Origin of the sequence: Pantoea sp., assembly GCF_032114055.1 — a bacterium.
Taxonomy (GTDB): Bacteria; Pseudomonadota; Gammaproteobacteria; order Enterobacterales; family Enterobacteriaceae; genus Pantoea.
Genome location: NZ_DAMCTB010000001.1, coordinates 24,534 through 50,728, shown reverse-complemented (window position 1 = coordinate 50,728; position 26,195 = coordinate 24,534). Strand labels below are relative to the sequence as shown.

The 26,195-nt window shown below is 55.4% G+C and carries 23 protein-coding genes and 1 pseudogene; 14 read left to right on the top strand and 10 right to left on the bottom strand.

Going from position 1 to position 26,195, the window contains the following annotated elements; all coding sequences use genetic code 11:
- Positions 1 to 25 precede the first annotated feature (25 nt).
- The 4 genes from acnA to topA all read right to left on the bottom strand — a co-directional run bounded on the left by acnA (position 26) and on the right by topA (position 7,736).
- The gene (gene acnA / locus RT657_RS00240) at positions 26 to 2,707 is read right to left on the bottom strand and encodes an aconitate hydratase AcnA (RefSeq protein WP_313651400.1); all 2,682 of its coding nucleotides are present in this window, start codon (positions 2,705 to 2,707) and stop codon (positions 26 to 28) included.
- A 591-nt stretch (positions 2,708 to 3,298) separates the two neighbouring features.
- Positions 3,299 to 3,457, bottom strand: a complete 159-nt coding sequence (locus RT657_RS00235; RefSeq protein WP_111140074.1) for a YmiA family putative membrane protein — start codon at positions 3,455 to 3,457, stop codon at positions 3,299 to 3,301.
- A 496-nt stretch (positions 3,458 to 3,953) separates the two neighbouring features.
- Positions 3,954 to 4,928, bottom strand: a complete 975-nt coding sequence (gene cysB / locus RT657_RS00230) for an HTH-type transcriptional regulator CysB (RefSeq protein WP_313651397.1) — start codon at positions 4,926 to 4,928, stop codon at positions 3,954 to 3,956.
- 183 nt (positions 4,929 to 5,111) lie between these two features.
- Positions 5,112 to 7,736: a type I DNA topoisomerase gene (gene topA, locus RT657_RS00225; protein WP_313651395.1), complete on the bottom strand. Its 2,625-nt coding sequence runs from the start codon at positions 7,734 to 7,736 to the stop codon at positions 5,112 to 5,114.
- A gap of 383 nt (positions 7,737 to 8,119) precedes the next feature.
- On the opposite strand from topA, the gene RT657_RS00220 reads away from it, so the two are divergent.
- Positions 8,120 to 8,368, top strand: coding sequence for a YciN family protein (locus tag RT657_RS00220; RefSeq protein ID WP_313651393.1), 249 nt, complete (start codon positions 8,120 to 8,122; stop codon positions 8,366 to 8,368).
- A 27-nt stretch (positions 8,369 to 8,395) separates the two neighbouring features.
- Here the strand turns inward: RT657_RS00220 and sohB are convergent, their stop codons facing one another.
- Positions 8,396 to 9,442: a protease SohB gene (sohB, locus tag RT657_RS00215; RefSeq protein WP_313651391.1), complete on the bottom strand. Its 1,047-nt coding sequence runs from the start codon at positions 9,440 to 9,442 to the stop codon at positions 8,396 to 8,398.
- Between the two features lie 175 nt (positions 9,443 to 9,617).
- On the opposite strand from sohB, the gene RT657_RS00210 reads away from it, so the two are divergent.
- Both RT657_RS00210 and cobO read left to right on the top strand, forming a co-directional pair.
- Positions 9,618 to 10,379, top strand: a complete 762-nt coding sequence (locus tag RT657_RS00210) for a YciK family oxidoreductase (protein WP_313651389.1) — start codon at positions 9,618 to 9,620, stop codon at positions 10,377 to 10,379.
- The gene (gene cobO, locus RT657_RS00205; RefSeq protein ID WP_313651387.1) at positions 10,379 to 10,969 is read left to right on the top strand and encodes a cob(I)yrinic acid a,c-diamide adenosyltransferase; all 591 of its coding nucleotides are present in this window, start codon (positions 10,379 to 10,381) and stop codon (positions 10,967 to 10,969) included. Before RT657_RS00210 ends, cobO begins: the two co-directional genes overlap by 1 nt.
- 53 nt (positions 10,970 to 11,022) lie before the next feature.
- Here cobO and rluB read toward each other — a convergent pair whose 3' ends face one another.
- Entirely contained in the window at positions 11,023 to 11,913 is an 891-nt protein-coding gene (rluB, locus tag RT657_RS00200) for a 23S rRNA pseudouridine(2605) synthase RluB (RefSeq protein ID WP_313651385.1), read from the bottom strand.
- Between the two features lie 780 nt (positions 11,914 to 12,693).
- On the opposite strand from rluB, the gene RT657_RS00195 reads away from it, so the two are divergent.
- Positions 12,694 to 13,341, top strand: coding sequence for a serine protease (locus tag RT657_RS00195; RefSeq protein ID WP_313651383.1), 648 nt, complete (start codon positions 12,694 to 12,696; stop codon positions 13,339 to 13,341).
- Between the two features lie 12 nt (positions 13,342 to 13,353).
- Here RT657_RS00195 and RT657_RS00190 read toward each other — a convergent pair whose 3' ends face one another.
- Entirely contained in the window at positions 13,354 to 13,974 is a 621-nt protein-coding gene (locus tag RT657_RS00190; protein ID WP_313651381.1) for an L-threonylcarbamoyladenylate synthase, read from the bottom strand.
- Between the two features lie 12 nt (positions 13,975 to 13,986).
- Positions 13,987 to 14,871, bottom strand: a complete 885-nt coding sequence (gene rnm / locus RT657_RS00185; protein WP_409520970.1) for an RNase RNM — start codon at positions 14,869 to 14,871, stop codon at positions 13,987 to 13,989.
- A 278-nt stretch (positions 14,872 to 15,149) separates the two neighbouring features.
- Here rnm and RT657_RS00180 point away from each other — a divergent pair, with 278 nt between their 5' ends.
- The 6 genes and pseudogenes from RT657_RS00180 (at position 15,150) to RT657_RS00155 (ending at position 22,178) form a co-directional block, all read left to right on the top strand.
- Positions 15,150 to 16,715, top strand: coding sequence for an anthranilate synthase component 1 (locus tag RT657_RS00180; protein ID WP_313651377.1), 1,566 nt, complete (start codon positions 15,150 to 15,152; stop codon positions 16,713 to 16,715).
- A pseudogene (gene trpD / locus RT657_RS00175) lies at positions 16,715 to 18,309 on the top strand (bifunctional anthranilate synthase glutamate amidotransferase component TrpG/anthranilate phosphoribosyltransferase TrpD). Before RT657_RS00180 ends, trpD begins: the two are co-directional and overlap by 1 nt.
- Positions 18,310 to 18,311: 2 nt before the next feature.
- On the top strand, positions 18,312 to 19,676 hold the full coding sequence (gene trpCF / locus RT657_RS00170; RefSeq protein ID WP_313651375.1) for a bifunctional indole-3-glycerol-phosphate synthase TrpC/phosphoribosylanthranilate isomerase TrpF: 1,365 nt from the start codon (positions 18,312 to 18,314) through the stop codon (positions 19,674 to 19,676).
- Between the two features lie 45 nt (positions 19,677 to 19,721).
- Positions 19,722 to 20,912 (top strand): tryptophan synthase subunit beta, encoded by a 1,191-nt coding sequence (gene trpB / locus RT657_RS00165; RefSeq protein WP_128084041.1) that lies wholly within the window; start codon positions 19,722 to 19,724, stop codon positions 20,910 to 20,912.
- Complete coding sequence (gene trpA / locus RT657_RS00160) at positions 20,912 to 21,715, top strand: tryptophan synthase subunit alpha (protein ID WP_313651372.1); 804 nt, start codon at positions 20,912 to 20,914, stop codon at positions 21,713 to 21,715. The genes trpB and trpA overlap by 1 nt, the downstream gene beginning before the upstream one ends.
- Before the next feature lie 148 nt (positions 21,716 to 21,863).
- Positions 21,864 to 22,178 carry a BON domain-containing protein gene (locus tag RT657_RS00155; protein WP_111140057.1) on the top strand — a complete coding sequence of 105 codons (315 nt, stop codon included), beginning with the start codon at positions 21,864 to 21,866 and terminating at the stop codon, positions 22,176 to 22,178.
- A gap of 46 nt (positions 22,179 to 22,224) precedes the next feature.
- Here the strand turns inward: RT657_RS00155 and ompW are convergent, their stop codons facing one another.
- Positions 22,225 to 22,857 (bottom strand): outer membrane protein OmpW, encoded by a 633-nt coding sequence (ompW, locus tag RT657_RS00150; protein WP_313651369.1) that lies wholly within the window; start codon positions 22,855 to 22,857, stop codon positions 22,225 to 22,227.
- A 253-nt stretch (positions 22,858 to 23,110) separates the two neighbouring features.
- Between ompW and RT657_RS00145 the strand changes: the two genes are divergently transcribed.
- From RT657_RS00145 to yciA, 4 genes are read left to right on the top strand one after another with little or no spacing between them, the layout of a single operon-like run.
- Positions 23,111 to 23,527 (top strand): YkgJ family cysteine cluster protein, encoded by a 417-nt coding sequence (locus tag RT657_RS00145; protein ID WP_313651367.1) that lies wholly within the window; start codon positions 23,111 to 23,113, stop codon positions 23,525 to 23,527.
- Positions 23,528 to 23,554: 27 nt separating this feature from the next.
- Entirely contained in the window at positions 23,555 to 24,289 is a 735-nt protein-coding gene (locus tag RT657_RS00140) for a YciC family protein (RefSeq protein ID WP_313651365.1), read from the top strand.
- 51 nt (positions 24,290 to 24,340) lie between these two features.
- Complete coding sequence (locus RT657_RS00135) at positions 24,341 to 24,880, top strand: septation protein A (protein WP_313651363.1); 540 nt, start codon at positions 24,341 to 24,343, stop codon at positions 24,878 to 24,880.
- 59 nt (positions 24,881 to 24,939) lie between these two features.
- Positions 24,940 to 25,362, top strand: a complete 423-nt coding sequence (gene yciA, locus RT657_RS00130) for an acyl-CoA thioester hydrolase YciA (RefSeq protein WP_313651362.1) — start codon at positions 24,940 to 24,942, stop codon at positions 25,360 to 25,362.
- Positions 25,363 to 25,396: 34 nt separating this feature from the next.
- Here the strand turns inward: yciA and tonB are convergent, their stop codons facing one another.
- Positions 25,397 to 26,152 carry a TonB system transport protein TonB gene (gene tonB, locus RT657_RS00125; RefSeq protein ID WP_313651360.1) on the bottom strand — a complete coding sequence of 252 codons (756 nt, stop codon included), beginning with the start codon at positions 26,150 to 26,152 and terminating at the stop codon, positions 25,397 to 25,399.
- Positions 26,153 to 26,195 lie beyond the last annotated feature (43 nt).

The following is a 26,195-nucleotide window of genomic DNA, read 5'->3' as shown; positions in this document are numbered from 1 at the left end:
AAGCCGGGTTACCCCGGCTTTTTTATCAGTTCAGCATATTGCGGATGACGTAGTGCAGGATGCCATCGTTGCGGTAGTAGGTCAGCTCATTACCGGTGTCGATGCGACAGCGGGTGTTCAGCTCCTCTTTGCTGCCATCTGCCCGGGTCAGGGTAACCTTCACCGTGCAGCCCGGCGTCAGCGCCTGAAGATTTTCTACGTCGATGCGCTCTTCTCCCGTCAGCCCCAGCGTTTTCCGGGTAACGCCCTGCGGGAACTCCAGCGGCAGAATCCCCATGCCAATCAGGTTAGAGCGGTGGATACGCTCAAACGACTCGGCAATCACAACCCTGACGCCCTGCAGGCGCGGACCTTTAGCCGCCCAGTCACGGCTCGAACCGGAACCATACTCCAGCCCGGCAATAACGGCCAGCGGCACCCCTTCTGCCTGATACTTCATTGCCGCATCATAGATGGCCAGCTGCTCGCCGCTCGGGTAGTGACGGGTATAACCGCCCTCGACACCGGGTACCATTTCATTCCGGATACGGATATTGGCGAAGGTGCCGCGCATCATGACCTCATGATTGCCGCGACGCGAACCGTAGGAGTTGAAGTCTGTGCGTTCTACCCCATGGGCCAGCAGATAGCGCCCTGCCGGACTTTCGGCTTTGATACTGCCCGCTGGCGAAATATGGTCGGTTGTCACTGAATCACCCAGCAGGGCCAGCACCCGGGCGCCGCGAATATCCTGCACCGGCTCTGGCTCTTTCTGCATGGTGTCGAAGAATGGCGAGAGACGGATATAAGTCGATCCCTCGTCCCAGTCGTAGGTCGCCGCCTCACTGACCTTAATCTCCTGCCAGTCAGGCGTACCGTCAAAGACTTCCGCGTACTCTTTGTGGAACATATCGCTGGTCACCTGCTGTACTGCGGTGGCGATCTCTTCCGGTGACGGCCAGATATCTTTGAGATAAACCGGCTGGCCCTGCGGATCGTGACCCAGCGGTTCAGTCTGCAGGTTGATTTTCATGTTACCTGCCAGGGCATAGGCCACCACCAGCGGCGGCGAAGCCAGCCAGTTAGTTTTGATCAGCGGATGAATGCGGCCTTCAAAATTGCGGTTACCCGAGAGCACCGCCCCCACCGTGAGGTCACCCGCTTTGATAGCGGATTCAATCTCATCCTTCAGCGGACCGGAGTTACCAATACAGGTGGTGCAGCCATAGCCGACCAGATTGAAGCCCAGCTTATCCAGGTAAGCGGTCAGCTGCGCCACGGCCAGATAGTCTGAAACCACTTTGGAGCCGGGAGCGAGCGACGCCTTCACCCACGGCTTGCGTTTCAGCCCGCGCTCGACCGCCTTTTTCGCCAGAAGCCCGGCAGCCATCAGCACGCTGGGGTTAGAGGTATTCGTACAGGATGTAATCGCGCTAATGACGACGGCACCGTCGGTCAGCGTGTGGATCAGACCGGTATCGCTGTCGGTGTAACTGACGTTTTTATGCGGTTTAACCGCCTGATTGACTTCCAGCTCATTGCTGGCGTCAAAGGCAGCAGGCACATCACCGAGAGAAACCCGATCCTGAGGACGTTTGGGTCCGGCCAGGCTCGACTCGACATCATTCATATCCAGCGCCAGTGTACTGGTAAAGCGCGGCTCATCACCGGCATGACGCCACAGCCCCTGCGCTTTGGCATAGGCTTCAACCAGCGCCACCTGCTCAGCATCGCGTCCGGTCAGCGTCATATAGCTTAGCGTGACGTCGTCAACCGGGAAAAATCCGCAGGTGGCACCATACTCCGGCGCCATATTGGCAATGGTTGCGCGATCCGCCAGGGGCAAATCGGCCAGGCCATCGCCATAGAACTCTACGAATTTCCCAACCACGCCATGCTTACGCAGCATCTGGGTCACGGTCAGCACGAGGTCAGTAGCAGTAATTCCCGGCCGCAGTTTGCCGATAAGTTTAAAACCTACCACATCCGGGATCAGCATTGAGACAGGCTGACCCAGCATAGCGGCTTCCGCCTCGATGCCCCCGACACCCCAGCCCAGTACGCCAAGGGCGTTGATCATTGTGGTATGTGAATCCGTCCCGACCAGCGTATCCGGCCAGGCAAACTCTTCACCGTCAAGGGTTTCATGCCAGATGGCTTTACCAAGGTACTCCAGATTCACCTGATGGCAGATGCCGGTGCCCGGCGGGACCACGCGGAATTTATCAAACGCTTTCTGACCCCAGCGAAGAAAAACGTAGCGTTCATGATTGCGCTCCATCTCCAGCCGGACGTTCTCTTCGAAAGCGTCATCATCGCCAAAATGATCGACGGTGACCGAATGGTCGATAACCAGATCAACCGGAGAAAGAGGATTCACTTTTGCCACATCGCCACCTAAGCGATTGACCGCTTCGCGCATAGCCGCAAGGTCAACCACGGCAGGGACGCCGGTAAAATCCTGCATCAGAACACGGGCTGGCCGGTAGGCAATCTCGCGATCGGCGTGGGCATCGGTTTGCCAGTCAACCAGTGCCTGGATGTCCTCTGCAGTGACAGAGTCGCCATCCTGCCAGCGCAACAGGTTTTCCAGCAGAACTTTGAGAGATTTAGGCAGATTATCGATATTGCCAAGATGCTGAGCTGCACGGGGAAGACTGAAGATGTGATATTTTTTGGTGTCGACCTGCAGTATTTCCTGACTCTGCTCGCGTAGGGTAGACGACATAGCTCCTCCTTTTCGTTCATGGTCTTAACCTCAGAGAGATAAAGGTTTATGTTAAAGATAGACCACAAATTCGTTAACGTTTTGATTACAACACAAATTGCTACAATCGCCCGTAAACGAAAATGCCCCGTGTATCACGAGGCATCATAAAAAGGGGGAGTCAGATTAAAGCGCTATCCACACCGCTGCAGACCAGAACGCAAACGAGAATGTATATGCGCTAAGCCAGGACATTTTAATAATATTCATTGTTTCTACTCCTTCGCCAGAATCGGGCGTAAAAGTTTAGCGGTCACCCTCATGGGGGCAACACCCATTGGTCATACAGGTGTGGAAAGCGGCGGCATCAACGTGCGCCAGGAACATCAGTAATAAAAGAGCAGCAACAAATAAACGGTCTTAAAACCTTATTTGGTTTTCGGGTCCAGGAAAGACTCAATAAAAAGTCTCTGGTTATCACTCAAATCCCACGATTCGGGGATAGTCACTTTTTCGTCCTTTGCAAGCGGCTCTTTACCTTTGCAGGCAACCGGCTTGTGCTGGCGCGATGTCAGTGAAGGTTTATGGCTGAGTGTATGTGCCCACATGGCTTTAGCCCCAGATACGCCAGATCATTAACGCAACCACTACCCAGAACAGCGCAGAAGCAGCGAATACGGTTAACCAGGCATTGCGACGGGTGTTACCAGTACGCTCAACCTTAGTGCTTTTTACCGGAAAACCCGGTTCTACTGTCAGTCGTGTATTCATAGTTTTTGATAATCACTCTCAACAAAATGATTGATAACAACGATTAAGATTTAGGAGGAATCCTAAACGCGTTAAGGCCAAAAATCCAGTTATTTTTATTGAGTAAAACGATTAACGGTATTAATCAATATACGCCAGTAACGTAAGAAATCATTAACTCCCGAACGAACTTTTAATAAAACCAGCCACTAAAAAATTTGAGTTAAATTAAAAACAGATCCATTTATAACTACAGCCGCAACCTGAGAACCGCATGTTTGCTGGCTAAACGAATCGGCTGTTAACTGGAGTATGGGAATAATCCTGGCGTGCCGCAAAGTGACATAGTTAAAAGTGTGTTGTAATTCGCATTTAAGAAAGCTGAACCGGGAAACCTGTGATCGATGTTTCATTTACAAAAAAATCATAAAAACTTTTGATTCTCATTTGGCGCTAAAGCGGTGAAACAAAAAAGGCTGCACCCGGCAGCCTAATGTTTCAACGCAAGCGGTAAACGCTATTTAAACGGCAGCCGGATATCCTTAAACATCGCCTCAATGTCTTCGTTAGAACGCAGCGCGACCGCCGTGTCTACCACGTCCCGGGTCAGATGCGGTGCAAAACGCTGGATAAAATCATACATATAGCTGCGCAGGAAGGTGCTGCGGCGGAAGCCGATTTTGGTGGTGCTGTTGGTAAAGATGTCGGCCGCTTCGATGCGTATCAGGTCAGGGTCAGCGATCGGGTCCACCGCCATACTGGCGATAACCCCTACCCCCAGACCTAAACGAACATAGGTTTTAATGACATCCGCATCGGTAGCGGTGAAGACGATGCGTGGGGTTAATCCTGCACGATTAAAGGCCGTGTCCAGCTCCGAGCGGCCGGTAAAGCCGAAGGTATAAGTTACCAGCGGATATTCAGCGAGCTCTTCAATTGAGACCTGCCCTTTTCCGGCCAGTGGATGATCGGCGGTAACCACAATCGCCCGGTTCCAGTGGTAGCATGGCAGCATAATCAAATCGTCATAGAGATGCAGGGCTTCCGTGGCAATGGCAAAGTCCGCATTGCCCTTGGAGACGGCTTCCGCGATCTGAGTCGGTGAACCCTGATGCATGTGCAGCGAGACGCGCGGATAGCGTTCAATAAAACCTTTAATCACGCCTGGTAGCGCATAGCGCGCCTGGGTATGCGTTGTGGCCACATAGAGTGAGCCTTTATCCGGCCAGGTGTGCTCACCGGCCACCGACTTGATGGCATCTACTTTGGAGAGCACTTCACGCGCAATGCGGATGATCTCTTCTCCTGCGGGGGTAACCTGCGTGAGATGTTTGCCGCTGCGGGCAAAGATCTGCACGCCCAGTTCATCTTCCAGCATGCGCACCTGTTTACTGATGCCGGGTTGAGAGGTGTAGAGACCTTCCGCCGTCGAAGAAACATTGAGGTTATGGTTTACCACTTCGACGATATAGCGCAACTGCTGTAATTTCATATCTGTTTTATCCCGGTAAGTTACAGAGTCGCATCCCCGGCTGACGGATAGTCGCGAGGCTGAAGAGAGGCTATGCATCAGGAAAGGCGGAAATGCTATAACGACTATATCAGTTTAAGCAGGAGAGTAGAACGGATTGATATAAGGCTCAGAAAAAGGCCAGCGAATGCTGGCCTGAATGGATTACTTTTTCGCTTCCTGCCATTTGCCATCTATATAGAAGGCTGACCAGCCGGTTGCTTTGCCCTCTTTCTCAGAAGAGACATACTGCTGCTTCGTCTTGCGGCTGAACCGTACCAGCGTTTTGTTGCCTTCCGGATCGGCGGCGGGGGCTTCGGCCAGATATTTCAGCTTTTCTGGCAGACGGTCGCTGAAGCGCTGAAGCTCTTCGACCAGTGGAGCACGGGTTTCACGCGATTTCGGGAAGGTGTTCGCCGCCAAGAAAACACCCGCCGCGCCGTCACGCAACACGAAGTAAGCATCCGATTTTTCACACGCCAGCTCGGGCAGCGGAACCGGATCCTCTTTCGGCGGCGCAACTTCACCACTACGCAGAATCTTACGGGTGTTTTTGCACGCTTCGTTGGTACACGCCATGTATTTCCCAAAGCGTCCCAGTTTCAGGTGCATTTCCGAACCACATTTGTCGCACTCCACTACCGGGCCGTCATAACCCTTGATGCGGAATTCGCCCTTCTCAATCTCATAGCCATCGCACTCCGGGTTATTACCGCAGACGTGCAGTTTACGTTCGCTGTCGATCAGATAGCTGTCCATCGCGGTGCCGCATTTCTGGCAACGACGACGGGCGCGCAGCGCATTGGTTTCTGCATCATCCCCTTCCAGAATATTCAGCACTTCGTTTTCCGGAATCAGATTGATGGTCTGCTTGCAGCGCTCTTTCGGCGGCAGTGCATAGCCTGAGCAGCCCAGGAAGACGCCGGTGCTGGCGGTCCGGATCCCCATCGGACGACTACAGGTCGGGCAGTCAATTGAGGTCAGCACCATCTGATTCGGCTGCATACCGCCCTCTTCAGGATCTTTCTCAGCCCGCTCAAGCTGCTGTGTAAAGTCACTGAAGAAGTGATCGAGAACCGCTTTCCATTCCGCCTGGTTGTTGGCAACCTGGTCGAGGCTGCTCTCCATGTGGGCGGTAAAGTCATAGTTCATCAGTTCGCGGAAGTTCTCTTCCAGACGATCGGTAACGATTTCGCCCATTTTTTCTGCATAAAAACGGCGATTTTCCACTCTGACGTAGCCACGATCCTGAATGGTCGATGTAATGGCCGCGTAGGTCGAAGGACGTCCGATGCCACGCTTCTCCAGCTCCCGCACCAGCGAGGCCTCGCTGAAGCGCGCCGGTGGTTTGGTGAAATGCTGACCCGGCACCAGTGTATTAAGATCCAGTACATCGCCAACGCTGACCGCTGGCAGTGTACGATCTTCGTCGTTCTTACGCAGTGCGGGCATCACTTTGGTCCAGCCGTCGAACCGCAGGATCCGGCCTTTCGCTTTAAGGCGGAAGTCTCCGGCGGCGGCAGTAATGGTACTGGAGTCATATTTCGCCGGGGTCATCTGACAGGCAACAAACTGACGCCAGATCAGCTGATAGAGTTTCTGCGCATCCGCTTCCATATCCTTCAGCTTTTCCGCCACCACTTCCACGTCAGAAGGACGAATCGCTTCGTGCGCTTCCTGGGAGTTCTCTTTGCTGGCGTAAGTAATGGCGTTGTCAGGCAGATATTTACTGCCGAAATGGCTTTCAATGTAGCCGCGCGCCATAGCAACCGCATCCTGACTCAGGTTAGTCGAATCGGTACGCATATAGGTAATGTGACCCGCTTCGTAGAGCCGCTGTGCCATCATCATGGTTTTCTTGACGCCAAAGCCCAGACGGGTGCTGGCCGCCTGCTGCAGGGTCGAGGTGATATAAGGCGCGCCCGGCTTACTGCTGGTTGGCTTATCTTCACGATCCACAATTTCAAAGCGCGCTTTTTCCAGCAGCGCCACGGCGGCGTAGGTTTCATCGCGGTTGACCGGACGGAACGCTTTATCACCGTGGTGAGTCACCTCCATCGACAGCTCATCGCCCTTCGGCGTGGTCAGCGCGGCGTTAACTTCCCAGTACTCTTCCGGCACGAAAGCTTTGATCTCGCGTTCACGTTCCACCACCAGGCGAACCGCAACGGATTGTACCCGTCCGGCCGACAGGCCACGGGCAATCTTCTTCCACAACAGCGGCGAAACCATGTAGCCCACCACGCGATCCATAAAGCGACGCGCCTGCTGAGCATTGACACGATCGATATTCAGTTCACCCGGCTTTTCAAATGCCTGGCGGATCGCATTTTTGGTGATTTCATTGAACACGACGCGGCTGAAGCGTGCGTCATCGCCACCGATCACTTCCCGCAGGTGCCAGGCGATGGCTTCCCCTTCGCGGTCAAGGTCGGTTGCGAGGTAGATGTGGTCAGCACTGGCGGCTAACGCTTTGAGCTCGGCAACCACTTTCTCTTTGCCGGGCAGGATCTGATAATCCGCTTCCCAGCCGTGATAAGGGTCAACACCCATACGGCTGACGAGCGCAGCTTTCTCATCTTTCTTTACTTTTTTGACTTTCTTGTCTGTCGAAGCGTCTTTGGCTTTCTTATCTGTCGAGGCGTCAGCACTCTTCTTTGCGGTTGATCCACTGGTCGGCAGATCCCGGATATGACCCACGCTGGATTTCACCACGTAGTCATTGCCCAGATATTTATTGATTGTTTTAGCCTTTGCCGGGGACTCAACAATAACGAGTGCTTTACCCATATTTACCTTTACCTAATGAAAACATCCTGCTTAGCGGGAGAGGATTGGATGCCCAAAAACCCATTGGGTTCAATATTGCTGCGCCTGTTTAACATTTCAAGGCGGAGGGGTCAATCTCAGATCAGATGATGTGGCTTTATGCAACTACATGATAAAGAGTACTTTTTCCATCTGAACGTATCGCACATCCCGGTGCAAAATCCCTGAAGTCGGAATCGCCCACACTCTACCTGATAAAATCTGTTACGCAACTTAATTAGCACTCAGTCCGGACTTACGCCAGGTTTACGCACAAAATCCGACGCCTTGCCACGGGTTGTCATGCCGTGAAGCTCGCCAGTAATATAGAAAGGATTCGGAGAGTGTCAAAAAGGAGTGAATAAATGCAGAAAACAACTCAGGCTATTTCCCGCCAGGCATTGCTGGAAAAAGCCAACAGGCTTCTCAGGGAACATGATGATTATCTGGCGGGAATGCAGGCGGATGAGGTCATTCAGCAGGGTGATGTGCTGGTTTTTCGCGGCCCGTTTTTTCTGGACGCCAACGGCCTGCCGACGCCCAAAACCACAGCGGTGTTCAACGTCTTCAAATACCTTGCCGTGACGTTATCGCCGCGCTACCACCTGGAATAATAAACCCGGCACAGGCCGGGTTTCGCGTCAGAGCAGCGGTTTCTCACCACGCTGCCAGAATTTCAGCAGCAGTCGCTCTGCCACCGAACCGGCGCTCTGGGTAAAGCGGTCCATCATTTTACGCCGGCGGGCATAATGCACGCCCAGAACAGTAAACCGGTCCATCTGACGGATGATCAGATCATCGCTGGTGCCGATGTCGTCAATCAGGCCAAGCTCAAGGGCCTGACGGCCATACCAGTGTTCACCGGTTGCCACCCGCTCGATATCCAGTGACGGCCGCATCTGATGAACAAACTGTTTAAACAGCAGGTGGGTTTCATCCAGATCTTCCTGGAATTTCTCCCGTCCTTCTGGCGTATTCTCGCCGAACAGCGTCAGTGTGCGCTTGTACTGGCCGGCGGTGTGCAGCTCAACGTCGATATCATTGCGTTTCAGCAGGCGGTTGAAGTTCGGGATCTGTGCCACGACGCCGATGGAGCCGATAATCGAGAACGGCGCCGCGACAATGCGGTCGGCCACGCAAGCCATCATGTATCCGCCGCTGGCCGCCACTTTATCCACGGCGGCGGTGATGCGTACGCCCTCATCGCGCAGACGCTGCAATTGCGAGGCCGCCAGGCCATAACCGTGCACGACTCCGCCCGGGCTCTCAAGACGCAGCAGTACCTCATCGCCCGGCTGCTTCACCGCCAGTACGGCAGAGATCTCTTCGCGCAGTGAACTCACCTCACCCGCGTCCATGCTGCCTTTGAAATCGAGCACGTAGAGCGTGGGCTTAGCACTGTCGGTCTGCCCCTGTTTCGCCGCCTGCTTTTCCGCTTTGGCTTTCTGCTTTTCGCTCTTTTTATGATTTTTGAGCCAGACCTTTTGCGCCTGCGGTTTCATTTTTGCCAGCTGCAGATCCTCTTTCATCTGCTGATAGTCATCTCCCAGATGCGTCAGGCGGAGCTGCCCGCTTTGAGCCCGTTTGCGCAGCGCGGCATTCATAATGATCATGACAATCGCAGCAACGGCAACCACCAGCGTTACCGCTTTCGCTAAAAACAATCCATACGTCGAGATAAAATCCATGAGGTCGCCTCAGTAAACAGAAAATCGAAAACAGTCTGCCAGTTTAGCCGCTTTGCTTCACCTCGTCGCCTGAAATGCCAGCAGCTGGCACAGAATGCGCACCCTGGCGATTGCGCCGATTCGTTATTTCAGGCATAAAGCGGAATCATGCTGTTTTCGCCGGAGGAACCCCGCTGTGCATTATCAACCGAAAAGCGACCTGCTTAATCACCGCATTATCCTGGTCACTGGCGCTTCAGATGGCATCGGCCGGGAAGCGGCGCTGACTTATGCGCGCTATGGCGCTGACGTGATCCTGATGGGTCGCAATCCTGAGAAACTTCAGCAGGTCGAACAGGCCATTAATCAGCTGAATAAACGCCCCGCTCATACCCTGGTGTTCGATCTGGCTGAAGCAACCCCGGCGCGCTGCCAGCAGGTTGCTGAACAGCTTCAGCAGCAGTTTCCGCGGCTGGATGGTGTGCTGCACAACGCCGGCATCCTGGGAGAAATCGTTCCGCTGGCTGAGCTGGACCCACAGATCTGGCAGCAGGTGATGAACATCAACCTGGATGCAACCTTCTTCCTGACCCAGGCACTGCTGCCACTGCTGCTGAAATCAGACGCGGGTTCACTGGTCTTTACCACCTCCAGCGTGGGCCGCACGGGTCGCGCTGGCTGGGGGGCCTATGCGGTCTCCAAATTTGCGACCGAAGGTATGATGCAGGTGCTGGCGGACGAATATAAAAATCAGTCGCTGCGGGTTAACTGCATTAATCCGGGGGGCACCCGGACCAAGATGCGCGCCAGCGCGTTTCCGCAGGAAGATGCGAATAAGCTGAAAACCCCTGCCGACCTGATGCCGCTCTACCTTTATCTGATGGGCGATGACAGCCGCCGCAAAACCGGCATCAGCTTTGATGCGCAGCCCGGCAGAAAACCGGGGGCGGCGGAATAATGGCGGACGATCGTCATCAGCAGCGTCAGCAGCGGCTCAAAGAGCAGGTTGATGCGCGGATTGCCGCAGCTACCGAGGTGCGCGGCATTCTGATGGTCTTTACCGGTAATGGTAAAGGCAAAACCACCGCCGCCTTTGGCACCGCACTGCGCGCTGCCGGCCACGGCAAACGTGCCGCGGCTATCCAGTTTATTAAAGGTGAGTGGCCAAACGGCGAGCGAAACCTGCTGGCGCAGCACGGCGTTGAATTTCAGGTGATGGCCACCGGCTTCACCTGGGATACCCAGAACCGCGAAACGGATACCGCCGCGTGTCTGGCCGTCTGGCAGCATGCAAAACGGATGCTGGCCGATAAACAGCTCGATTTAGTGATCCTTGACGAAATCACCTACATGGTCAGCATGGATTATCTGTCGCTGGATGAGGTCGTCGCTGCCCTGCAACAGCGACCAGCGCATCAGAGCGTCATTCTTACCGGCCGTGGTTGTCATCGCAGCCTGCTTGAGATGGCGGATACGGTGACGGAGATGCGACCCGTCAAGCACGCATTTGATGCCGGTATTCAGGCCCAGCAGGGCATTGACTGGTAGCAGAAAAAGAAAACGCAGCCCAGGGCTGCGTTTTTTATTGCGGGGTCACATCGTTATCCGGCGTTGCGTTTACTGCCCGGATTACGACGTGGCGTGCGCGGGGTGCTACTTACCTTGCTGTGGCGTTTCACGGCGCGACGGATCTGGTTCGCCTTGGTGCGACGACGATCCTTCTCTACCACCAGCTTCGTGACGGTTTCATCATCCATCCCGACCAGATTACGCAGGTAGTTGACCGCAGGCAGATCCAGTTCGGTCCAGCCACCACGCGGCAGGCCTTTCGGTAACGTGATATCGCCATAGCGAACACGCATCAGACGGCTGACCTGGACCCCTACCGCTTCCCATAAACGACGGACTTCACGATTACGTCCTTCGGTCAGGGTTACGTTGTACCACTGGTTAATCCCCTCTCCGCCACCAAACTTCAGGGTCTTAAAAGCAGCCGGACCATCTTCCAGTTGCACACCCTTGCTCAGCTGACGGATTTTGTCGTCGTCAACCTGACCGAAGACACGCACCGCATATTCACGTTCCACTTCACGGCTCGGATGCATCAGGCGGTTGGCCAGTTCCCCATCGGTGGTGAACAGCATCAGGCCGCAGGTGTTCACATCCAAACGGCCAACGGCAATCCAGCGTGAGCCGCGCAGACGTGGCAGGCGGTCAAAGACCGTCGGGCGACCTTCAGGATCGCTACGGGTGCAAAGTTCACCTTCCGGTTTGTAGTATGCCAGGACGCGGCAGACTTCGGTTGCTGACTCAGCAACCGACACCAGATGACCATCAATGCGGATTTTCAGAGATTTACTGCTTTCGACACGATCGCCCAGGGTGGCGACTTTACCGTCAACGCTGACGCGGCCAGCTGCAATCATGGATTCGATTTCACGACGTGAGCCATGTCCGGCACGTGCTAAAACTTTCTGTAACTTTTCGCTCATGGCGCTTCCTCTTTGTCGCCTTCCCAGGCGTCATGGCAGGGTGATAATTCTTTATGAATCAATAGTTTAAACCATTAATTTGGGCCCATTATACAGACATTTATCCCCGAAGTAACGCCCTTTGTGAGCAGACTTTTTACAAATCATGAAGAGTCGGACCCTGAAGATTTTATTCCGGATAATTCAACGGCTGATTAATATAATAGCGAAGGATTTGATTAGGAAATATGTTTAATAAAACGGCTTTTCCAAAACTTTATAGCTGATAGCAATTAAATTTTCTCCCCACTCTGACGTTAACGCCCCCGCTGTTCTTATAATCTAACTATTAACACTATCTTACACTTCACCTGTTTGCATCCTGCTTTCAATTATCTAAAAAAAAGATTAAAGCCAGACGAAAAAACTACCTGATTGCGTTTGGACAACCTGAACCTGCTATGAAAATCAAAAGACCAGATTATTCTTAATGAAGATTCTGTTAAAACCTTATTTTCAGGGATATTTGATTCTGATTAGATTTAATAAATTGTATGACACTATTAAGCTGGTACACTTTATCTCAGCAGCACAATAAAAAAGCAGAACCTGCCGTTAAGAGGGGTTCGCGAAAAGAACGTTTTACGTTAATGATTCGTTAATAAAATTCGTGTTTTGATTAATCCAATAAACCGGCGCATACGGACTTATTGCGTTAATACGGTTCAGTGATGAACCTTGTTTGCATGTCAAAAGTCTTCACCAGGGATTTCCTGACATGCCTGAATAAAGAAACCCATCATGAGAAACCTGACCCTGTTGCCGGTGCTTGCTGCACTGGTGCTGAGCGGGTGTTCCGTGGGCCATACTGAGTACAGCCGCACGGCAATGCAGCACGTAGATATGAGCGTGACTGGCATTCCGACGATCCTCGGGCTTGGCACACTGGGCACCAGTATTCCCCTTACGCCTGAATATAGCCTGACGGCGGCGCACGTCGCTAAAACGGCTGTACAGCGTGTGAAATCCTATCACCCCTATTGCGATGTTGCGATTATTTATCACAAGAACGATGCCGGAACGCTGGCTAAATTCCGCAGTGGTGATATTGGCGACTCCATTAAAATGTATGGCTACAGTTTTATTTCTGCGATGCCGGTAGAGTCGAAAGGCGTTAATTTAGCCCGTACCGCTATCCGGAATAAATGGAATAAAAGTCCGTGTCTGGCCATGGCGTCAAATGCCGGGGTTGTTCAGGGAATGTCGGGCGGCGGGGTTTATAACAGTGATGACACGCTGAGCGGCGTCATTGTGGGTTATACCGATTCCATTAAAAATGGCCGTAGCGGAAAAGTGATCCTGAAAGACGTTTCACTTTATATTCCCTACGGCCAGTTTAAAAACTGGTTACAGTCAAACCTGGCGCAGGCACCTGTGCGTGGTGCCTGAAATCTGGCTTAATTACTGAAACGGGCGGGTATCGCCCACCCCTTCACGCACAATTTCCGGCGCATCGGTGGTCAGATCGACCACCGTCGTCGGTTGCTGACCCAGCGTGCCGCCGTCAATAATCAGGTCGACCAGTTTACCGATGCTGTGCTGGATCTCTTCCGGATCGGATTCGGTGAAATCGTTGCCGGGCAGAATCAGAGAGGTCGACATCATCGGCTCATTCAGCGCGTCAAGCAGCGCCAGCGCCACCGGATTGGACGGCACGCGCAGACCGATAGTCTTACGTTTCTCATTCATCAGGCGGCGCGGCACTTCTTTGGTGGCCTTAAGAATGAAGGTGTAGTTACCTGGCGTATTGTTTTTCAGCAGGCGAAACGCGGAGTTCCCCACCTGCGAATAGACGGACAGTTCAGAGAGATCACGGCACATCAGCGTGAAATTGTGGTGTCCATCGAGCTGACGGATGCGACAGATCCGCTCCATTGCGCCTTTCTCCTCCAGCCGGCAGCCCAGCGCGTAGCCGGAATCGGTAGGATAAACGATGACGCCGCCTTTGTTCAGGTAGTCGACCGCCTGTTTAATCAGGCGCGGCTGCGGGTTGTCCGGATGGATATGAAACAGTTGACTCATAGAAACCTCGTGTCACCTTTCCGTGTCGGCCGGGCATGGCGCGAGTGCCGGGAAACGTTCCCAGACCGGCTCCACCCCTGCGGGTAGCCAGAGTTTGCGGCCCAGCTCAATCCACGGGCAGGGTTGATGAAAATCAGAACCTTGTGATGCGGCCAGATCGTTATCTCTGGCATATTGCGCCAGTTGTGTTCGCTCATTCGGCGGCTGCTGGCACTGTGCAACCTCAATAGCATCGCCACCCGCTTCGCGGAAATGGGCGATCAGCCGTTTAAGCCACTTCGCCGATAAACCGTAACGACCCGGATGGGCCAGCACGGCACAGCCACCAGAATGATGAATCGCATCAATAGCTTGTTTAATTGTACACCATTGTGGCGGAACGTAGCCGGTTTTGCCGCGCGCCAGATACTGTTTAAAGACCTGAGCCATATTGTCGGCTTTGCCCTGCTCAATCAGGAAGCGGGCGAAATGGCCGCGGGTAATAATGCCGCCATCTGCCAGTCGCGTGGCACCCGCCAGTGCATCGGGAATGCGCGCTTTCGCCAGACGCTCGCCAATTTCTGCCGCTCGTGTCTGACGACAGGTCAGCTGACCGGCCAGAAAAGTCACCATCGCCGGATGATCGATATCGATGTTCAGCCCGACAATGTGAATCTCATGATTCTCCCACAGCGTCGAGAGCTCGGCTCCTGCCAGCACGCTGATCGGCAGATTCTGGTCAATGACCGTCTGCTGCGCCTCTGCCACTCCGGCTACGCTGTCGTGATCGGTAATCGCCAGTACGCCGACGCGCATCTCAACAGCCCGCTGCACAAGGGCGGCCGGCGACAGCAGACCATCAGAGGCGCGCGTGTGGCTGTGTAAATCATAAACCGGAAAACGGGCGATATCGCTCAAGAGAACTCCTGCTGAAACTAAACCGGCCAGCATGATAACGATTTTCACGGTCAGTGAAAAAGTGTATTGACATTTTCGCCATGAACCCGTTAACTAGTACACAAGTTCACACACAACGGGTATTCAGTCATGGCGAATTTTATGATGCATTCAGAGGGTTGGCGCGCTGTTCCCGATTATGGGCGACAGGATCGTGCACACTTTGCGTAAACGCCGTGTGAAAACCTGAGCCCGCCCACCCGCGGGCTTTTTTTTGAGCGAAATTCAGAGAAATCATCATGCCAAATGCGAAACCTACAGTGAAGTTGATTACCGGCACCGCACCTTACCGCGAAGATCCGGCCGCAGTGTTTCACCAGCTTTGCGGCGCACGTCCGGCAACCCTGCTGCTTGAGTCTGCGGACATCGACAGCAAGCGCAATTTAAAAAGCCTGCTGATTGTCGACAGCGCACTGCGCATCAGCGCCCTGGGCGCTACTGTTACCGTGCAGGCGTTATCAGAAAATGGCCGCGCCCTGCTGCCGCTGCTGGATGAGGCGCTGCCCGCCGCCGTCGGCAATCAGGTGCGCCCCGATGGACGCGAACTGACCTTCCCGCCGAGCCACGATCATCAGCAGGATGAAGATTCCCGGCTGAAAGCGCTGTCAGTCTTTGATGCGCTGCGTCTGATCCCGCAACTGGTCAATGCCCCAGCCGACGAACGCGAAGCCGTGCTGCTGGGTGGCCTGTTCGCCTATGACCTGGTGGCCGGTTTCGAGACGCTGCCTGCACTGGATAATCAGCAGCGCTGCCCTGACTACTGTTTCTACCTGGCAGAAACCTTACTGGTGATCGACCATCAGACCCGCAGTGCGCGTCTGCAGGCCAGCCTGTTCTGTCCTTCCACCAGTGAGTTCCAGCGCCTGCAGCGCCGCATTGAGCAGCTGCATGGCCAGATTCTGCAACCCGCTCCGGCACTGCCCGTGCAGCCGGTTGCGCAGATGACGCTGACCACCAGCCAGAGTGACGAAGCCTATTGTGAGGTGGTGCGTCAGATGCAGCAGGCGATTCGCATCGGCGAGATTTTCCAGGTCGTGCCGTCGCGCCGCTTCTCGCTGCCCTGCCCGTCGCCGCTGGCCGCCTATGACACGCTGAAAAACAGCAACCCGAGCCCCTACATGTTCTTTATGCAGGATCAGGATTTCTCGCTGTTCGGGGCCTCGCCAGAGAGTTCGCTGAAGTATGACGCCACCTCGCGTCAGATCGAGATCTACCCGATTGCCGGTACGCGCCCGCGTGGCCGCCATGCCGACGGCTCGCTGGACCGCGATCTCGACAGCCGGATTGAGCTTGAGATGCGCACTGACCATAAAGAGCTGGCTGAACATCTGATGCTGGTGGATCTGGCGCGAAACGATCTGGCTCGCATCTGTGTGCCGGGCAGCCGTTACGTCGCTGATTTGACCAAAGTGGACCGCTACTCATTTGTGATGCACCTGGTTTCCCGCGTGGTGGGGACGCTGCGTGCCGACCTGGACGTGCTTCACGCCTACCGCGCCTGCATGAACATGGGCACACTCAGCGGTGCGCCAAAAGTGCGCGCCATGCAGCTGATTGCCGGCGCCGAAGGTACACGCCGCGGCAGCTACGGCGGCGCGGTGGGCTACTTCACGGCCCAGGGCGATCTGGATACCTGTATCGTTATTCGTTCGGCCTATGTCGAAGATGGCGTTGCTACCGTGCAGGCGGGCGCGGGTGTGGTACTGGATTCTCATCCGCAGGCTGAAGCGGATGAAAGCCGCAACAAAGCCCGCGCCGTTCTGCGCGCCATCGCGACTGCCCATCACTGCAAGGAGATCTTCTGATGGCCGATATTCTGCTGCTCGATAACATCGACTCATTCACTTACAACCTGGTTGATCAGCTGCGGACCTTTGGTCACAACGTGGTGATTTACCGTAATAACCTGCCTGCTGAGCTGCTGATTGAACAACTGCAGCGGATGGAAAACCCGGTGCTGATGCTCTCTCCCGGTCCTGGCGCGCCAAAAGATGCGGGCTGTATGCCAGAGCTGCTGCGGGTGTTGCGCGGTCGTCTGCCAATTATCGGCATCTGCCTGGGACATCAGGCGATTGTGGAAGCTTACGGCGGCCATGTCGGTCAGGCGGGCGAGATCCTGCACGGTAAGGCCTCAGCCATCGATCATGATGGCGAGGCGATGTTTGCCGGTCTGAGCAATCCATTGCCGGTCGCGCGCTACCACTCACTGGTGGGCAGTAATACCCCGGAAGAGCTGACGGTCAATGCCAGTTACAACGGGATGGTGATGGCGGTGCGTCATGAAGCCGATCGGGTATGCGGCTTTCAGTTCCATCCGGAATCGATTCTGACGTCTCAGGGCGCGCGTCTGCTTGAACAGACGCTGGCCTGGGCGCTGGCGAAGTCACAGGGAGAATAATCATGCAACAGACACTGGAAAAACTTTACCAGGCGCAAACGCTGAGTCAGGCAGAAAGCCATGCCCTTTTCAGCGCCATTATCACCGGACAGCTGGAGCCTGAGCAGCTCGCTGCGGCGCTGATCGCCATGAAAGTGCGCGGCGAGACGCCGGAAGAGATCGCCGGGGCCGCCACGGCGCTGCTGGAAGATGCCAGACCTTTTCCGCGCCCGGGCTATGCGTTTGCGGACATTGTGGGCACCGGCGGCGACGGCAGCAACAGCATCAATATTTCCACCGCCAGCGCGTTTGTAGCCGCCACCTGCGGCCTGAAAGTGGCGAAGCATGGCAACCGCAGCGTTTCCAGCAAGTCGGGCTCCTCCGATCTGCTGGCCGCCTTTGGTATCGATCTCGACATGCCCGCAGCGCGGGCGCGCCAGGCGCTGGATGACCTGAACGTCTGCTTCCTGTTTGCGCCGCAGTACCACAGCGGTTTCCGTCACGCGATGCCGGTCCGTCAGCGGCTTAAAACCCGCACGCTATTTAACGTGCTCGGCCCGCTGATTAATCCGGCGCGTCCGCCGCTGGCCGTGATTGGCGTCTATAGCCCGGATTTGGTGATGCCGATTGCCCAGACCCTGAAGATGCTGGGCTATCAGCGCGCGGCGGTGGTGCACGGCGGCGGCATGGATGAGGTGGCGCTGCACGACGTGACGCATGTAGCTGAGCTGCGCGACGGCGAAATTACCCGCTATCAGCTCTCGCCGGAGGACTTTGGTTTTGGCTTCCATCCCAAAGAGGCGCTGGCCGGCGGAACGCCGGAAGAAAATCGTGACATTCTTACAGCTTTACTCCAGGGTAATGGCCAGCAGGCGCATGAAGAAGCGGTCGCCGTCAACGTGGCGATGTTGCTTAAGGTATTCGGTCAGGAAGATCTGCGTGAAAACGCCCAGCAGGCGCTTAACGCCATCCGTAGCGGACAGGCTTATGAGCGCGTTGTCGCACTGGCAGCAAGAGGATAATCATGAAAGGCACCGTGTTAGAAAAAATTGTTCAGGATAAAGCGATGTGGGTTGAAGCCCGTCAGCAGCAGCAGCCGCTCTCTACCTTTCAGAACAGCATTGAACCTGCCAGCCGTCATTTCTATGACGCGCTGCAGCAGGGTGCACGCACCGCGTTTATCCTCGAGTGTAAAAAAGCGTCGCCCTCTAAAGGGGTGATCCGCGAGGATTTCGACCCGGCCGCCATTGCCGGGGTCTATCGCCACTACGCCTCCGCGGTCTCCGTGCTGACTGATGAGAAATATTTTCAGGGCGACTTTGCCTTTCTGCCGATTGTCAGCGCGGCCATCACCCAGCCGGTACTGTGCAAAGATTTTATTATCGATCCCTATCAGATCTATCTGGCGCGTTATTACCAGGCGGATGCCATCCTGCTGATGCTCTCCGTGCTGGATGATGAGCAGTATCGCCAGCTGGCCGCCGTGGCGCACAGCCTGAAGATGGGTATCCTGACCGAAGTCAGTAACGAAGAGGAGCTGGAGCGCGCCATCGCCCTGCAGGCAAAAGTTGTCGGCATCAACAATCGCGATCTGCGCGATCTCTCTATCGATCTTAACCGCACACGCCAGCTGGCCCCACGCCTGTCGCACGGCGTCACGGTGATCAGCGAGTCGGGCATTAACAGCTATGCCGATATTCGTGAGCTGAGCCATTTTGCCAACGGCTTCCTGATTGGCTCTGCGCTGATGGAAGAGCCGGATCTGACCGGTGCCGTGCGTCGGGTTACCCTGGGCAGCAACAAAGTGTGCGGCCTGACCCGCCCTGAAGATGCGCGTGTCGCCTATGAAGCGGGTGCCATCTATGGCGGCCTGATTTTTGCCGAAGGCTCGCCGCGCCTGATCGACACGGCCAGGGCACAGTCGGTGATCGCCGCCGCGCCGCTGCGCTATGTGGGCGTGTTCCGTAATAACGCAATAAGTGACATTGTCACACAGACTGCCGCACTTTCTTTGTCCGCTGTGCAGCTGCATGGCGATGAGACCCCGGCCTTTGTGGCTGACCTGCGTGCCGCGCTGCCTGCGTCGGTTCAGATCTGGAAGGCGCTGCGCATTGAGGGCAGCGTGCCGGCCCGCGACTGGCCGCACGTGGACCGCTACGTGTTCGACAACGGCCACGGTGGCACCGGGGAGCGTTTCGACTGGTCACTGCTGCAGGGGCAGACTCTGGACAATGTGCTGCTGGCCGGTGGCCTCAGCGCGGATAACTGTGTTGAAGCCGCGCAGCTGGGCTGTGCCGGGCTGGACTTCAACTCTGGCGTAGAAAGCGCGCCCGGCATCAAAGATGCCCGCAAAATCGCTGCTGTGTTTCAGACACTGCGTGCCTACTGATTTGCCTGGCCCGCTTCAATGCGGGCCCGAAAAAGGAAGATAAAAATGACGTTACTCAACCCCTATTTTGGCGAATTTGGCGGAATGTATGTTCCGCAGATCCTAATGCCCGCGCTGCGCCAGCTTGAACAGGCGTTTGTTGACGCGCAAAAAGATCCGGCGTTTCAGGCCGAATTTACCGACCTGCTGAAGAACTATGCGGGCCGTCCGACTGCCCTGACGCTGTGCAAAAACCTGACCAAAGGCACAAAAACCCGCCTCTATCTCAAGCGTGAAGATCTGCTGCACGGGGGGGCGCACAAGACAAACCAGGTGCTGGGTCAGGCGCTGTTAGCCAAACGCATGGGCAAAAACGAAATCATCGCTGAAACCGGTGCGGGTCAGCACGGTGTGGCCTCCGCCCTGGCCTGTGCGCTGCTGGGCATGAAGTGCCGCATCTACATGGGCGCAAAAGATGTCGAGCGTCAGTCACCGAACGTGTTCCGTATGCGTCTGATGGGCGCGGAAGTGATCCCGGTTCATAGCGGCTCCGCCACGCTGAAAGATGCCTGTAATGAGGCGCTGCGTGACTGGTCCGGTAGCTATGAAACCGCGCACTATATGCTCGGCACGGCGGCGGGCCCTCATCCCTTCCCGACGATTGTACGTGAGTTTCAGCGCATGATTGGCGAAGAGACTAAAAAGCAGATTCTGGAAAAAGAGGGACGCCTGCCGGATGCCATCCTCGCCTGTGTGGGCGGCGGCTCCAATGCCATTGGGATGTTTGCTGACTTCATCGATGAGACCAGCGTGAAGCTGATCGGGGTCGAACCGGCGGGTCACGGCATTGAGACGGGCGAACATGGCGCGCCGCTGAAGCATGGTCGCGTGGGGATCTACTTCGGCATGAAAGCGCCGATGATGCAGACGCACGACGGGCAGATCGAAGAGTCCTACTCTATCTCTGCCGGCCTCGACTTCCCGTCGGTCGGTCCGCAGCATGCGCATCTTAACAGCATCGGTCGCGCAGACTACGTCTCGATTACCGATAACGAAGCGATGGACGCCTTTAAGCAGCTCTGCCGCGCGGAAGGCATTATTCCGGCGCTGGAGTCCTCCCATGCGCTGGCCCATGCACTGAAGATGATCCATGCGGAGCCGGAAAAAGAGCAGCTGATTGTGGTTAACCTCTCTGGCCGTGGCGACAAAGATATTTTCACTGTTCATGACATTCTGACCGCACAGGGAGAAATCTGATGGAACGTTATAACCAACTGTTTACCCGCCTGGCAGCGAACAACGAAGGTGCCTTCGTTCCCTTTGTGACGCTGGGCGACCCGTCACCCGCGCTGTCACTACGCGTAATCGACGCGCTGGTTGAAGGGGGCGCTGATGCCCTGGAGCTGGGCATCCCCTTCTCTGATCCCCTGGCAGACGGCCCGACTATCCAGAATGCGACGCTCCGCGCCTTTGCGGCAGGCACCAACACCAGCCAGTGCTTTGAGATGCTGGCGACCATTCGCCGTAAATACCCGGACCTGCCGATTGGCCTGCTGATGTACGCCAACCTGGTCTTCACCAACGGTGTGGATGCGTTCTATGCCCGCTGTGCCGAAGCCGGTGTGGATTCAGTGCTGGTGGCTGACGTGCCGGTTGAAGAGTCGGCGTCCTTCCGTCAGGCGGCGCTGCGCCATGGCGTAGCACCGATCTTTATCTGTCCGCCGAATGCCAGCGATGAGCTGCTGCGTGAGATCGCATCACACGGCCGCGGTTACACCTATCTGTTGTCGCGCGCTGGCGTGACCGGTGCGGAGAACCGCGCCAGCCTGCCGCTGCAGCATTTGATCGACAAGCTGCGCGAATATCACGCCGCGCCGCCGCTGCAGGGCTTTGGTATTTCAGAACCGGAACAGGTGAAAGAGGCGATCGCGGCCGGTGCCGCAGGCGCTATCTCCGGCTCAGCGATTGTCAGAATTATCGAAAAGCATCATGCCGAACCGGAAATAATGCTGAGCGAACTGAAGCATTTTGTCAGCCGCCTCAAAGCTGCCAGCCGCTAATCCTGCCATCATGCCTTATCACCCGATAAGGCATGATTTGTTTCCTTTTTTATCGCCCTCGGTTTGGCCTTTTCCTGAAATCTGCACCACAATGACAGTGCGCCGTTACGGTAACGTCGCATCCAATTTGTGACAGGGAGAGAAAGCAATGAAATTCGTTAAGATGCTGGCAGGTGCTGTACTGGCGGGCGTGGTTGCGCTGACACTGAGCGCCTGTGCGCCAACCGCAACCAAAGAGGGAACCGGCGGCTATATCGATGACACCGTGGTCACCACCAAAGTCAAAGGTGCGCTGCTGAAAGATGAGTCGCTGAAGTCGACAGAAATCAACGTAGAAACCTTTAAAGGCAAAGTTCAGCTGAGCGGCTTTGTTTCATCACCGCAGATGGCCAACCGTGCCGTTCAGGTGACACGCAGCGTGGCAGGCGTAAGATCGGTGGTTAACAACATGCAGATCAAGTAACGTCTGGCACACAAAAAAGGCCGCTGATTCAGCGGCCTTTTTATCATCAGAAACGGTAACCCGCCCCGAAGAAGAACACCCAGGGATCGACGCGCATATTGATGTTCTGCTGTTCGCCGCCCGCTTTAAACTTCACTTCCGTATCGATATCCATGTACCACAGCGACGCATTCAGCATCCAGTCCCGGTTGATCTGATAGTCAAGGCCGACCTGACCCGCCACGCCCCAGGAGTTCTTAACGCTGAGGTCGGTCAGGCCCGCATCGCGACCGGTCTGGTTGAACTTAGCATCGTAGAAGGTGGTGTAGTTCACGCCCACGCCCACGTAAGGACGCACCGGACTTTTGCTGTCAAAGAAGTAGTACTGTGCCATCAGCGTAGGCGGTAACTGGCGTACCGTCGCCAGCGTGCCGGTCGGGCCAAGTCCCACTTTATGACGGAATGGCGTGGCGGCCAGCAACTCAATACCAATGTTATCGGTTGCCATCCAGGTCAGTGTCAGGCCCAGCTGTGTGTCATTCGAGGCACTGAATTCACCCATGCCTAACACATTATCGGAACCCTCAACAGGCCGGACGGTGGCACTGCCAGCCCGCATAAAGAAGTCGCCCGCCTCGTGAGCTATTGCCAGATGAGGCAACGCCATTGCCAGTAACATCGCGCATTTTGCCAGTTTCATTGTCACTCCTTTGCTTAATCTTGAAATCGCTAACGTCATCGCTTTTTTGCTGGCAATTATTTAACGTGATTTACAGAAAATTGCACTCTGAACGTTTCAGATAAACTGCTTAAAAAACAATGAATTGATTTAGATCAATTTCAGCCCAGGCTGGCGGCAAAAAATAGCACTTGCTGAATAATCCCAGTCAGCCTATTTTGCTTCTCTTCCTTGTTGATTTTGGTTCGATGCCCTGGGAGGGGCGGGTGATCAAATGCATGAAATGACGAATCCCTGTGTCAGCTGTGGCGCCTGCTGCGCCCATTTCCGCGTCTCTTTTTACTGGGCCGAAGCCGATGACGCTGGCGGTCTGGTGCCGACCCACTTAACCGAACCGCTCAGCCTGCTGATGCGCAATATGCGGGGAACTAACGATCGCTCGCCCCGCTGCGTCGCCCTGGAGGGAGAGATCGGCGGCTGCGTCTCCTGCGGGATTTATGCGCAACGTCCGTCACCCTGCCGCGAGTTTGCCATGTCGGGTGAAGCGGGCATTCACAACGAAGCCTGCGATCGCGCCCGCGCCCGTTATGGTCTTCCTGCGCTTTTTTCTCCTTCTTTACCTGATATGACAGAAAGTTATGCCGCGGCGGGTGCCCGCGAGCTGCCAGAACATGTACAATCGCCGGGTTAATTAACCCGGTTCCTCCAAGGAGTGTACATGTCTATCACGGCCAGCTCGTTATACCGTGACACAGGAAATTTTGCGCGTCATCAACTGGCTACGTTGCTGTTGCTGTCGCTGCTGACCGCTTTTATTACCGTTATGCTGGTGCATGTGCTGACGCCCGGTGCCGATCAGATGGCGATACTCCAGCAGAGTGACGACAGCGCCGGTTCGCTGTTTGAGATGGTGCAGAATATGTCTCCGGAGCAGCAGCAGGTCCTGCTGCACGCCTCGGCGGCCAGCACCTTTGCGGCGCTGATGGGCAATACGCTGCTGTTGGGTGGCATGCTCTGCCTGATCCCACTGGTCTCTGCCGGTCAGCGTGTCAGTGCGCTGCGGGCAATTGGCGCATCGGTGCCGATGCTGCCTAAGCTGCTGCTGCTCACTTTTCTGATGACGCTGGTGGCGCAACTGGGCTTTATGGTGCTGGTGGTGCCGGGCATTCTGCTGACGATTCTGCTGTCGCTGGCACCGGTTATGGTGGCCAGTGAGAAGATGGGCGTCTTTGCCGCCATGCGCGCCAGCATGCGGATGGCCTGGAAGAATGTGAAGCTGATAGCGCCTGCAATCCTGCTCTGGCTGCTGGCTAAAGTGGTGGTGATGCTGTTCTTCTCGTCGCTGACCGTGTTACCGCTTAATGTCTCATCGGTGATCTTCACCGCAGCGGGTAACCTGGTTTCGGCGATGTTGATTATTTATCTTTATCGGCTCTATATGCTGTTACGTTGATTTGCGATCGGCCTCCGGGCTGATCCGCAGCCAACTCTGAATGGAAAAACTATGAAGCAGCTACTCGACTTTCTTCCCCTGGTGGTTTTTTTCATCTTTTATAAGCTGTATGACATCTTTGTGGCCTCTGGCGCACTGATCGTCGCCACTGGCCTGGCGCTGGTTGTCAGCTGGGTGCTCTATCGCAAGCTGGAAAAGATGACGATTTTCACTTTTGTGCTGGTGGCCGTATTTGGCACCCTGACGCTGGTGTTCCATAACGATGAGTTCATCAAGTGGAAAGTGACCGTGATCTATAGCCTGTTCGCCGCTGCCCTGCTCTACAGCCAGTGGTTCATGCAGCAGACGCTGATTCAGCGCATGCTGGGTAAAGAGCTGCACTTGCCTGAAACTGTCTGGCGTCGGCTCAACGTGGCCTGGGCACTGTTCTTCCTGATCTGTGGGCTGGTGAACATCTATGTCGCTTTTTGGTTATCTCAGGCGTTCTGGGTTAACTTTAAGGTATTCGGTCTTTCCGGCCTGACGCTACTGTTTACCCTGCTCAGCGGTCTTTACATCTGGCGACAGATGCCGCAGCAGGAGCAAAAATAATGACGCAGCCCGGTTCGCCGGGCATTTTTTTGGCACTTACCTGCAAATAAGTGGACGTAATGGACGAAAAACATAAACTGCCGCAAGGCGAAATGGTGCTGCGTACGCTCGCCATGCCGGCAGACACCAACGCCAACGGCGATATTTTTGGTGGCTGGCTGATGTCGCAGATGGATATGGGCGGCGCGATTCTGGCCAAAGAGATTGCGGAAGGCCGTGTGGTGACCGTGCGTGTCGATGGCATGTCCTTTATGAAACCGGTCGCCGTAGGCGATGTGGTGAGCTGCCATGCAAGTTGCATCCGGACCGGCAACAGCTCGATGACGATTAACGTCAAAGTGTGGATCAAAAAGGTGTCATCTGAGCCGATTGGCCAGACCTACTGTGCCACGGAAGCCGTATTCATCTACGTGGCCGTCGATAGTGAGGGCAAATCGCGTCCTCTGCCCGCCGGTCGCGCTAATCAGTCTTCCGGCGAATAAGTGACGGGTCAGGCCTGGCGGTCTGACCCGCTGTTTATTCGATACTGGCGCCACCGTTAATTTTAAACACGATATTCATCGTCATCCCCTTGCCTGGCCGTCCGCTCTGATAGCGCCAGTTTTTCATCGTCTGCTTCACCGTCCGCTCAAACATGTTCGCCGGCTGGGCGGAGAGGATTTCAATATTATCGACACGCCCCTCGCTGTCTACGTCAAACTTCACCCTGACCCGTCCCTCTATCCGCAGGGCAAACGCACGGGGTGGATAGCCCGGTTTGCTGATGCTCAAGGCTTTTGGCCCTGCCGGCGCAGCATTACTGGATGACGGCGCGGCTTTTGGCGCTGCGGCCGGTTTGTTCTCAGGCGCGGGCGTCTTTTGCTGGAAAGGGTTAGCCTGCGGTTTGCTCTCCTGACGCGGCTTCACCTCACGCGCTGGCTGCGGTTGCCTGTGCTCAGGTTTTGGCTTTGGTTTAGGTACAGGTTTTGGCTTAGGTTCGGGGGCAGGTATGGGCACCGGCTCTGCCTTTGGCGGCTCGGGTGCTGGTTCAGGCTCCGGTGCTGGTTCCGGCTCGGGTTGCGGTGCGGGTAGCACCACTGCCGCAGGTGCAGGCGCGGGCTGAACCTCCGGCGCCACCATGGTGACGCTGATAGGCTGAGATGCCTCCGGTACCTTAATCTCCTGCCCGAATGACGCGTAGAGAATTCCGGCAATCACGCCCCCATGCAGGATAATGGACAGCAGCATGGAGACAGACGTGCGTTTAGGTAGTGGCATAGTCAGCGTGGTCATAACGATCGCAGTGATTGAGTGAGACTGCAATTTTAAATGCAAA

Coding starts and splice junctions, on each gene's coding strand:
- acnA (WP_313651400.1), bottom strand. CDS start 2,707: ATGTCGTCTACCCTACGCGAGCAGAGTCAGGAAATACTGCAGGTCGAC.
- RT657_RS00235 (WP_111140074.1), bottom strand. CDS start 3,457: ATGAATACACGACTGACAGTAGAACCGGGTTTTCCGGTAAAAAGCACT.
- cysB (WP_313651397.1), bottom strand. CDS start 4,928: ATGAAATTACAGCAGTTGCGCTATATCGTCGAAGTGGTAAACCATAAC.
- topA (WP_313651395.1), bottom strand. CDS start 7,736: ATGGGTAAAGCACTCGTTATTGTTGAGTCCCCGGCAAAGGCTAAAACA.
- RT657_RS00220 (WP_313651393.1), top strand. CDS start 8,120: ATGCAGAAAACAACTCAGGCTATTTCCCGCCAGGCATTGCTGGAAAAA.
- sohB (WP_313651391.1), bottom strand. CDS start 9,442: ATGGATTTTATCTCGACGTATGGATTGTTTTTAGCGAAAGCGGTAACG.
- cobO (WP_313651387.1), top strand. CDS start 10,379: ATGGCGGACGATCGTCATCAGCAGCGTCAGCAGCGGCTCAAAGAGCAG.
- rluB (WP_313651385.1), bottom strand. CDS start 11,913: ATGAGCGAAAAGTTACAGAAAGTTTTAGCACGTGCCGGACATGGCTCA.
- RT657_RS00195 (WP_313651383.1), top strand. CDS start 12,694: ATGAGAAACCTGACCCTGTTGCCGGTGCTTGCTGCACTGGTGCTGAGC.
- RT657_RS00190 (WP_313651381.1), bottom strand. CDS start 13,974: ATGAGTCAACTGTTTCATATCCATCCGGACAACCCGCAGCCGCGCCTG.
- RT657_RS00180 (WP_313651377.1), top strand. CDS start 15,150: ATGCCAAATGCGAAACCTACAGTGAAGTTGATTACCGGCACCGCACCT.
- trpCF (WP_313651375.1), top strand. CDS start 18,312: ATGAAAGGCACCGTGTTAGAAAAAATTGTTCAGGATAAAGCGATGTGG.
- trpB (WP_128084041.1), top strand. CDS start 19,722: ATGACGTTACTCAACCCCTATTTTGGCGAATTTGGCGGAATGTATGTT.
- trpA (WP_313651372.1), top strand. CDS start 20,912: ATGGAACGTTATAACCAACTGTTTACCCGCCTGGCAGCGAACAACGAA.
- RT657_RS00155 (WP_111140057.1), top strand. CDS start 21,864: ATGAAATTCGTTAAGATGCTGGCAGGTGCTGTACTGGCGGGCGTGGTT.
- ompW (WP_313651369.1), bottom strand. CDS start 22,857: ATGAAACTGGCAAAATGCGCGATGTTACTGGCAATGGCGTTGCCTCAT.
- RT657_RS00145 (WP_313651367.1), top strand. CDS start 23,111: ATGCATGAAATGACGAATCCCTGTGTCAGCTGTGGCGCCTGCTGCGCC.
- RT657_RS00140 (WP_313651365.1), top strand. CDS start 23,555: ATGTCTATCACGGCCAGCTCGTTATACCGTGACACAGGAAATTTTGCG.
- RT657_RS00135 (WP_313651363.1), top strand. CDS start 24,341: ATGAAGCAGCTACTCGACTTTCTTCCCCTGGTGGTTTTTTTCATCTTT.
- yciA (WP_313651362.1), top strand. CDS start 24,940: ATGGACGAAAAACATAAACTGCCGCAAGGCGAAATGGTGCTGCGTACG.
- tonB (WP_313651360.1), bottom strand. CDS start 26,152: ATGACCACGCTGACTATGCCACTACCTAAACGCACGTCTGTCTCCATG.